Origin of the sequence: Streptomyces sp. NPDC059455, assembly GCF_042750115.1 — a bacterium.
Classification (GTDB): Bacteria; Actinomycetota; Actinomycetes; order Streptomycetales; family Streptomycetaceae; genus Streptomyces; species Streptomyces endocoffeicus.
Genome location: NZ_JBHYVB010000144.1, coordinates 21,608 through 30,508, shown reverse-complemented (window position 1 = coordinate 30,508; position 8,901 = coordinate 21,608). Strand labels below are relative to the sequence as shown.

Annotated in this window: 6 protein-coding genes; all 6 read right to left on the bottom strand. The window is 72.0% G+C overall.

The annotated features are described in order from the left end of the window. A partial coding sequence (locus ACFXB5_RS37345) for an IPT/TIG domain-containing protein (protein ID WP_385216765.1) occupies nt 1-1,211 on the bottom strand: 1,211 nt, incomplete at its 3' end. 234 nt (nt 1,212-1,445) lie between these two features. Next, nucleotides 1,446-2,912, bottom strand: coding sequence for an aldehyde dehydrogenase family protein (locus ACFXB5_RS37340; protein WP_385216763.1), 1,467 nt, complete (start codon nt 2,910-2,912; stop codon nt 1,446-1,448). Further along, nucleotides 2,909-4,066: an aromatic ring-hydroxylating dioxygenase subunit alpha gene (locus ACFXB5_RS37335; protein WP_385216760.1), complete on the bottom strand. Its 1,158-nt coding sequence runs from the start codon at nt 4,064-4,066 to the stop codon at nt 2,909-2,911. The genes ACFXB5_RS37340 and ACFXB5_RS37335 overlap by 4 nt, the downstream gene beginning before the upstream one ends. A gap of 127 nt (nt 4,067-4,193) precedes the next feature. Beyond that, the gene (locus ACFXB5_RS37330; RefSeq protein WP_385216758.1) at nt 4,194-6,644 is read right to left on the bottom strand and encodes an FAD-dependent oxidoreductase; all 2,451 of its coding nucleotides are present in this window, start codon (nt 6,642-6,644) and stop codon (nt 4,194-4,196) included. Next, nucleotides 6,641-7,726 carry an S-(hydroxymethyl)mycothiol dehydrogenase gene (locus ACFXB5_RS37325; protein WP_385216756.1) on the bottom strand — a complete coding sequence of 362 codons (1,086 nt, stop codon included), beginning with the start codon at nt 7,724-7,726 and terminating at the stop codon, nt 6,641-6,643. The genes ACFXB5_RS37330 and ACFXB5_RS37325 overlap by 4 nt, the downstream gene beginning before the upstream one ends. A gap of 323 nt (nt 7,727-8,049) precedes the next feature. Then, the gene (locus tag ACFXB5_RS37320; RefSeq protein WP_385216753.1) at nt 8,050-8,847 is read right to left on the bottom strand and encodes an IclR family transcriptional regulator; all 798 of its coding nucleotides are present in this window, start codon (nt 8,845-8,847) and stop codon (nt 8,050-8,052) included. Between the last annotated feature and the right edge of the window lie 54 nt (nt 8,848-8,901).

Here is an 8,901-nt window from a genome sequence, read left to right as displayed (position 1 = left end):
ACCGTGGCCGTACCACCCGTGAGGGAGACGGCCACGGTCGGGCTTCCGTCGCCGAAGTCGAAGGTGACGGTGCCGGTGGGGGTGCCCGCCGTGGGTGGAACGCCCGCCACCACGGCGGTGAAGGTCACCGGCTGGCCGACGACGGAGGGGTCGGGCGCGGAGGTGACGGTCGTGGTGGACGGCGCCACGTAGTTGAAGCCGTCCGGAACCGTGACGCTGCCCCCGGCGGTGGTGACGGTGATGTCGGCGGGGCCGGGCACGTTCGGGGGCGTCACCACGACCAGCAGGGTGTCGGAGATCGACCCGAAGGACGTGGCGGGGACGCCGCCGAAGGTGACGGCGGTGACATGGCTGAGCCCGGTGCCGGTCAGGACCACGGGCTCGCCGCCCGCCGTGGACCCCGTGGTCGGGCTGACGTCGGTGACGACCGGCACGGCGGCGTAGGTGTAGAGCAGCCGGTTGCTCACCCCGCCCACGGTGATGACGTACACCGGAACGGTGCCGGGCCCCGAGGCCGGGGGAGCGGTCACGAGGAGGTGCTGGTCGGAGACGGCCGTGGGGTGGGCGACGGAGTCGCCGAAGTGCACCACCCGCGCGGTGCTCAGATTGACGCCGGTGAGCTCGACGATGTCGCCCCCGCCGAGCGGTCCGGCGACCGGCGTGATGCCGGTCAGGGTGGGCCAGGGGAGGTAGAAGAACGAGCCGATGGGGGCCGTGCCGCCCGGGGTGGTGACATACACCGGGACCGAGCCCGTCCCCGAGGGGCTCACCGCGACGATGGTCTGGTCGTCGAGGACGGAGAAGCTCGCCGCCCGGCGGGTGCCGAAGAACACGTCCGTGGTGCCCGAGAAGTGGCTGCCGATGACGGTCACCAGGGTCCCGCCGCTGTACGGGCCCTGGTCGGGGAAGATCCCGGCGAACTGGTTGAAGAGCTCGTACGTGCCCAGGGGGCGAACGGCCCCGAGGTCCGTCCGCGCCCCGGGGAGCATCGGCCGGTCCGGATCGCCGGGGAGGGGATCCATCAGGGTGCCCCGGTGGAGGGCGGCCAGCGCGTCGAGGCGGTCGAGCGCGGTGCGCACCACCAGCCGGTCGGGCATGCTCCGCGCCGGGAGCGGGATCGGCGCGCTGAGCGTCGGAACGAGCCTGTGGGATTCCGGATCCACGACGGCGATGCAGTTCTCACCGGGATCGGTGACGAGGACGAGTCCCAACGGGCGACAGGGCATGACGGCTCCGATCTGGCAAGGCGTCTTCCACTCCGCCGGAAAGGATGGGCAGCCCACCGGAATCGGACGGATTTCAGTAACCCATTCCGGTGGGAGCCGGGCAATGTCCTTGACCGTGGCTCACCCGAATGGCGCAGCGCGCGCCCCTCCCGCCACGCCCCGCCCCGCCGCCCCGCCCCGCCGTCCCGGGCCCGGACCCGGAGCCGGATGGCTCCCCGGTCAGGCGAACCAACCCTGCGGACGCGGACGCGTATTGCGCCAGATGTGCTTGGCCTCCCGGTACTCCGCGAGCCCGCTGGGCCCCAGCTCCCGCCCGGTCCCGGACTGTTTGAACCCGCCCCACTCCGCCTGCGGGAGACACGGGTGGTAGTCGTTGATCCAGACGGTGCCCAGCCGCAGCCGCGAGGCCACCCGCTGCGCCCGTTCCTCGTCGCCGGACCATACGGCCCCGGCGAGCCCGTACACGGTGTCGTTGGCCAGCCGCACCGCCTCTTCCTCACCGGCGAAACGTTCCACCGTGAGTACCGGCCCGAAGGACTCGTCGGCCAGCACCGACATCCCGCTGTGGCAGCGGTCGAGGACGGTCGGCAGGAAGTAGTAGCCGTCGGCCAGGACCGGATCGTCGGGGCGGGTGCCACCGCAGCGCAGCCGGGCGCCCTCCGCGAGCCCGGCCGCCACATACGCCTCGACCTTGGCCCGGTGCGCGGCCGAGATCAGCGGGCCGGTCTGGGCCCGCTCGTCGAACGGCCCGCCGAGCCGGATCCCGCGGGCCCGGCGCACGACCTCCTCGACGAAGGCGTCGTGCACCGGGTCCTCCACCAGCAGCCGGGCCCCGGCCGAGCAGACCTGCCCGGAGTGGAGGAAGACCGCGGTGAGCGCGTAGTCCACGGCTGTGTCGAAGTCCGCGTCGGCGAAGACCACATTGGGGTTCTTGCCGCCCAGTTCGAGCGAGGTCCGCTTGACCGTGCCCGCGGCCGCGGCCATGATCCGGCGCCCGGTCCGCAGGCCCCCGGTGAAGGACACCATGTCCACATCGGGGTTGTCGGTGAGCGGGGCCCCGGCCTCGGCGCCCGGGCCGAGCACCAGATTGGCCACCCCGTCCGGCAGCCCGGCCTCCGCCAGCAGCCGCATCAGGGCGATCGCGGTGCTGGGGGTGAGCTCACTGGGTTTCAGTATGAAGGTGTTGCCCGCGGCGAGCGCGGGCGCGACCTTCCACGCGGTCTGCAGCAGCGGAAAGTTCCACGGCGTGATCAGCGCGCAGACCCCGACCGGTTCATAGACCACCCGGCTGACGGCGTGCTCGCTGCCGGTGTCCACGACCCGGTCCGCCTCGGTGCGCACCAGTTGTCCGTAGTAGCGGAAGCACGCCGCCACACCGTCGATGTCGACGTCGCTCTCGGCCAGGCGCTTCCCGGTGTCCAGGGATTCGGCGCGGGCGAGCGCGGCCTTGTCGCGCTCGACCAGGGCGGCGACGCGCAGCAGCAGATCGCCGCGCGCCCCGACCGGGGTGCGGGGCCAGGGCCCCTGGTCGAATGCCTGCCGGGCGGCGGCCACCGCCTCGGCCGCGTCCTTGCCACCGCCCTCGTCGACGACCGCCACCAGCGATCCGTCGGCCGGGCAGCGGATCTCCCGGGTGCGCTCGTCGATCGCGCCGGTCCACTGGCCACCGATGAAGAGGTCCGTCACGGGCATTCCTCCGCTTCCCGGGTCGGGACATGGTCGGTCACCCATCGGTGGAAGGCGCCGATGTGGTGTTCGCTGGGGACGAGCACCCCGCCGTCGCGGTAGGCGCGGGAGTCCATGGCGGGCTGGGTGCGCTCACAGGCGTCGAAGTCCTGGGTGTTGACCCGGTGGAACAGCTCCACCGACTTCGACAGATCCCGATCGGACGCCACCACTTCGGGTGCGTAGAGCCAATCGCATTCGACCAGCGTGCGATCGGGGGCGAGCGGGAACATCCGGTGCATGATCACATGGTCCGGGACCAGATTGAGGAAGACCTGCGGCCGTACCGTGATCGCGTAGTAGCGGCGGTCCTGCTCATCGGCGATCCCCGCGAACCGGTCGAACCCCTCGCTGCCGTCCACCGTGAACCCCTGGGCCTCCTCGGCGAACTCCGCGCCATGCCCGACGAAGTACTGCGCCGCCAGGCCGTCGGCGAACTCCGGGAGCACCTCGGTGAGTTCGGGGTGGATCGTGGCGCAGTGGTAGCACTCCATGAAGTTTTCGACGATCAGCTTCCAGTTGGCCTTGACGTCGTAGGAGATCCGGCGGCCCAGCGCCAGCCCCGCCACGCCGTAGCGCTCCACGGAGTCCGTGTCGCCGAGCCGCTCGGCCACCGCCCCGATGACCGTCTCCTCGAACGATGGTGGCTCCTCGGCCAGGCAGACCCAGACATAGCCGAGCCATTCGCGAAGCCGTACCGGAACCAGTCCGCGCTCGACCCGGTCGACATCGGGCATCTTCGATAGATTGGGGGCGGCGGTGAGCCGGCCGTCCAGATCGTAGGTCCAGGCGTGGTACGGGCACTGCAGCGAGCGCCGTACCGTACCGGACTCCTCGGTGCACAGCCGGGCGCCGCGGTGGCGGCAGATGTTGAGGAACGCCCGCGCCTCACCCCGCCGGTTGCGGGTGATCAGCACGCTCTCCCGGCCGATCTGCACGGTGCGGAAGGCACCCGGCCGGTCCAGATCGGCCCCGCGCACCGCGCAGAACCACATGGCCTCGAACAGGTGCTCCTGCTCCCGGCGGAAGACCCCGGGAGCGGTGTACCAGTGGCCGGGGAGAGTGGCGAGCAGACTGGGGGGCGTGATGGCGGGGGACTCGGGAGCCACAGTCATGGGTTCTCCTCAGGCGGTCGCGGCGGTCAGCCGGCGGGGGTCGAAGAGCTCGATGGGGGGGCGGTGTCACCGGTGAGTGCCAAGGGGGCCTCCAAGCGGTCGTTTCCCGCTCTCGCGGCGCTCGGTGTCAGCGGCGGATGCGCTCCATGCGCGGGTCGAAGAGGGGCTCGGCGGCGACGGTCGCGGGCACCTTCTCGCCGAAGTACTCGATGTGGACGGCGGTGCCGGGCACGGCGGCCGCGGCGGGCAGCCAGGCGTAGGCGACGGTCCGGCCGATGGTGTAGCCGTAGGACGCGCTGGTCACATAGCCCGCCGGGACGCCGTCGGCGTACACCGGCTCCTTGCCCAGGACGACCGCGGCCGGGTCGTCCAGGGTGAGACAGGTCAGCCTGCGCGCCGCCGTCTCCTCGGAGCGGCCCTCGATCGCCGCGCGCCCGACGAAGTCGCCCTTGTTCATCCGGACGGCGAAGCCGACCCCGGCCTCGTAGGGATCGTGCTCGGTGGTCATGTCATGGCCCCAGGCGCGATAGCCCTTCTCCAGCCGCAGGCTGTTGAAGGCCGAGCGCCCGGCGGCGATCACCCCGTGGCGCTGTCCGGCCTCCCACAGGGTGTCCCACAGCCGCAGGCCCATGTCGGCGGTGGTGTACAGCTCCCAGCCGAGCTCGCCCACGTAACTCAGCCGCATCGCGGTCACCGGGACATGGCCGATATAGGTCTGCCTGGCCTTGAAGTAGCCGAACGCCTCGTGCGAGAAGTCGTCGCGGGTCAGCGGCTGGACCAGCTCCCGGGCCAGCGGGCCCCAGACGCCGACGCAGCAGGTGCCCGGGGTGATGTCCGCGATATGGATGTCATCGGGCGCGTGGCGCAGCAGCCAGTCCAGGTCCAGCCCGCCGTTGGCGCCCACCTGGAAGTGGTGCTCGGAGAGCCGGGCGACGGTGAGGTCGCTGCGGATGCCCCCGGCCTCGTCCAGCAGCAGGGTGTAGGTGACCGCACCGGGCTTCTTCGCCAGCTGATTGGTGGTCATGCGCTGCAGGAAGTCCAGCGCCCCGGGCCCGGTGACCGCCAGCCGCTTGAGCGGCGTCATGTCGTACAGCGCGACCCGCTCCCGGGTGGCCCTGGCCTCGGCGGCGGCGATGGGCGACCAGTAGCGGGCCGACCAGGCGTCGCGCGGGGGCAGCTCGACGGACTCGGCGAGCGGGGCGTTCGCCTCGTACCAGTGCGGCCGCTCCCAGCCCGCCGCCTCCAGGAAGTACCCGCCCAGCTCTTGCTGCCGGACGTGGAAGGGGCTGACCCGCAGCGGACGGGGCTGCTCCATCGGCTGCAGCGGATGGATGACGTCATAGACCTCGACGAAGTTCTGCCGGCCCCGCTCGGTGACATAGGCGGGGGAGCGCTGGGCGTCCTCGAAGCGGTACAGATCGCATTCATGGACGTCCGTCCCCGGCCGCCCGTCCGTCATCCACTCGGCCACGGCCCGGGCGACGCCCGCGGAGTGGGTCACCCACACCGCCTCGGCCAGCCAGAAGCCGCGCACCTCGCGGGACTCGCCGATCACCGGCATGCCATCGGGGGTGAAGGAGAAGACGCCGTTGAAGCCCTCCTCGACCCGGCTCGCGCCGAGCGCGGGGAGCAGCTGGACGCTGTCCTCCCAGCTCGGGGCGAAGTCCTCCGGGGTGAACGGCAGCGAGGACGGCATCACCGGGGCGTCGTCGTACGCGGGCAGCCGCGCCGGGTCCACGGGGAGCGGGCGGTGGGCGTAGCTGCCGATGCCGATGCGGTCGGTGTGCTCGCGGTAGTACAGATCGCGGTCCTGGAACCGCAGGATCGGCTTGCTCGCCTCCGTACGGGCGTCGTTCACCCCCGCGAGCTCGGGCAGCGGCCCGGTCTTGGCGTACTGGTGGGCCAGCGGCTGCAGCGGGACGGGGACCCCCGCCATGTCGCCGATCAGCGGGCCCCAGAAGCCGGCGGCGGAGACCACGATGTCGGCCGGGAAGGTGCCCCGGTCGGTGACGACGGCGGTCACCCGGCCGCCCTCCCGCTCGATGGCGGTCACGGTGTGCCGGTCCAGGAACCGGGCGCAGTGCGCGGTGGCCCGCTCCATCTGGGCGCGGCAGGCGAGCAGCGCCCGGGCCAGCCCGTCGTCCGGGGTGTGGAGGCCGCCGAGGATCCGCTCCGGGTCCAGCATCGGCCACATCTCGGCGCACCGGGCCGGGCCGAGCAGCTCGGCCCGTACGCCCCAGGAGGCGGCGAGACCGGCCTTGCGGTGCAGATCCGCCCAGCGCTCCTCGCTGGTGGCGATCTCCAGACCGCCCACCGGGTTGAAGCAGGGCAGCCCGTCGACCTCGAGGGAGGAGAACTTCTCCACGGTGTACCGGGCGAGGTCGGTCAGGGTCTTGGAGGGGCTGGTCTGGAAGACCAGACCGGGGGCGTGCGAGGTCGAGCCGCCGGGGGCGAGCAGGGGGCCCTGCTCCAGGACGGTGACGTCCCGCCAGCCACGGGCGGTCAGCTCATCGGCGAGGGAGCAGCCGACGATCCCGGCCCCGACGATCACGACACGGGAGCTCAATGGCGCGTTCACAGGACCACCACCGACCGCAGCACCTCGCCGCGCTGCATCTTCCCGAACGCGGCCTCGACCTCGTCCAGCGTGATCGTCTCGCTGACGAACGCCTCCAGATCCAGCTTGCGGCTGAGGTGGAGGTCGACCAGGACCGGGAAGTCCCGGCTGGGCAGGCAGTCGCCGTACCAGGACGACTTGAGCGCGCCGCCCCGCGAGAACAGATCGATCAGCGGCAGATCGATGCGCATCTCCGGGTCCGGCACCCCGACCTGCACCAGCACCCCGGCCAGATCGCGCATATAGAAGCCCTGGGTGTAGGTCTCGGGGCGGCCCACCGCGTCGATGACCACATTCGCGCCGAAGCCCCCGGTCAGCTCGCGCACCGCCTCGACCGGGTCCGTACCACGGGAGTTGACGGTGTCGGTGGCGCCGAAGCGGGTCGCCGCGTCCAGCTTGGCGTCGTCGATGTCCACGGCGATCACCCGGCGCGCCCCGGACAGCGAGGCCCCGGCGATCGCGGCGTTGCCGACGCCGCCGCAGCCGATGACCGCGACCGTGTCGCCGTTGGACACCCCGCCGGTGTGCACCGCCGCGCCGTACCCGGCCATCACTCCGCAGCCGATCAGGCCCGCCGCCTCGGGGTGCGCCGAGGGGTCGATCTTCACCGCCTGCCCGGCCGCGACCAGCGTCTTCTCGGCGAACGCGCCGATGCCCAGCGCCGGGCTGAGCGGGGTGCCGTCGGTCAGGGTCATCGGCTGGGCGGCATTGCGGCTGTCGAAGCAGTACCACGGGCGGCCCCGGCGGCAGGAGCGGCAGCCGCCGCACGGCGCCCGCCAGGCCAGGACCACATAGTCACCGGGGGCGAGTGCGGTGACGCCGGGGCCCACGGCCTCGACCATTCCGGCCGCCTCATGCCCGAGCAGATACGGGAATTCGTCACCGATCGCGCCGTCCCGGTAGTGCAGGTCGGTGTGGCACACCCCGCACGCCTGCACTCCCACCAGCACCTCACCGGGGCCGGGCTCGGGCACGAGAACGGGCACCACCTCCACCGGGGCGCCCTTTTTGACCGCGACGACGGCGCGGGCTTCTTGCGGCATGGCTCACTCCTCTGTTCTCCTGCGATCGCAGAAACCGGTGCACGGGAGCTGGCATGACTGCCTCGAAGGAGGGTGAGACCGAGGCCGTTCAACGGCCGCCGGTTACCCCCCAGTTGCGTATAGCGCGGCGTGTTGCGCGATGGGAGACATCCTGAAAGTCGTCGCCCCGTGCGGTCAAGGGGTGCGCGTAAACCGTCTGTGAACTGGCGCTGACGGGCGAATTCGCGTAGATCGCACGCCTCACGGAATGCCTGGGCACAGACGTGACGAGGGGGCCGGAGTCATCCGGCCCCCTCGTCGGGTGGGTGGGGTGGTGGGGTGGCTCAGCCGGGGAATCCCATCCGTCGGGACAGCTCCTCGGCGGTCTTCACGGCGTACTCGGCCAGATCGGGCAGCCGGCTCTGGGCCATCCGGTACGCCGGTCCCGAGACGCCGATCGCCCCCATGACCGCGCCGTCGTGGCCGCGCACCGGCGCCGCCACCGCGTTCAGCCCGATCTCCAGTTCCTCGCAGGAGTAGGCGTACCCGCGCTCGGCCGCCGTCTCCAGCTGCTGCCGCAGCTCGGCGGAGGTGGTGATGGTGTGCTCGGTGAACCGCGGCAGCTTCCGCGTCACCAGCCGCTCCCGGCGCTCGCCCGACAGATGCGCGAGCAGCACCTTGCCGCTCGCGGTCGCGTGCAGCGCGGTGCGCCGCCCCAGCCAGTTGAAGGCGGTCACCGCGGCGGCGCCGCGCGCCTGCATGATGTTGACCGCCGCGTCCCCGTCCAGGACGGCGATATTGGCCGTCTCGCCGGTCTCGTCGGCCAGCGCCCGGCACACCGGGGCGCCCTCCTGTGAGATGTCCAGGCGGATGGCGGCGGCGCCCGCGAGTCTCAGCACCCCGGCGCCCAGGTAGTACTTCCCCCGGTCCCGCTCCTGCCCGACGAGTCCGCGGTTCTCCAGGACGCCGAGCAGCCGGAAGGCGGTCGACTTGTGGACCCCCAGCTCGTCGGCGATCTCGGTCACTCCGGCCTCGCCGAGTCTGGCAAGGATCTCCAGGACGCTGACCGCCCTGTCCACGGACTGCACTGCCCCGGAAGCCCCCCGCTTGTCCTCGGCCCGATCCTCGGTCGTGTTCGTCATGGTTCTGATCTCACCATCCGACGGCTCTGCGTGGGGCCCCTCGGGCCGGGGAAC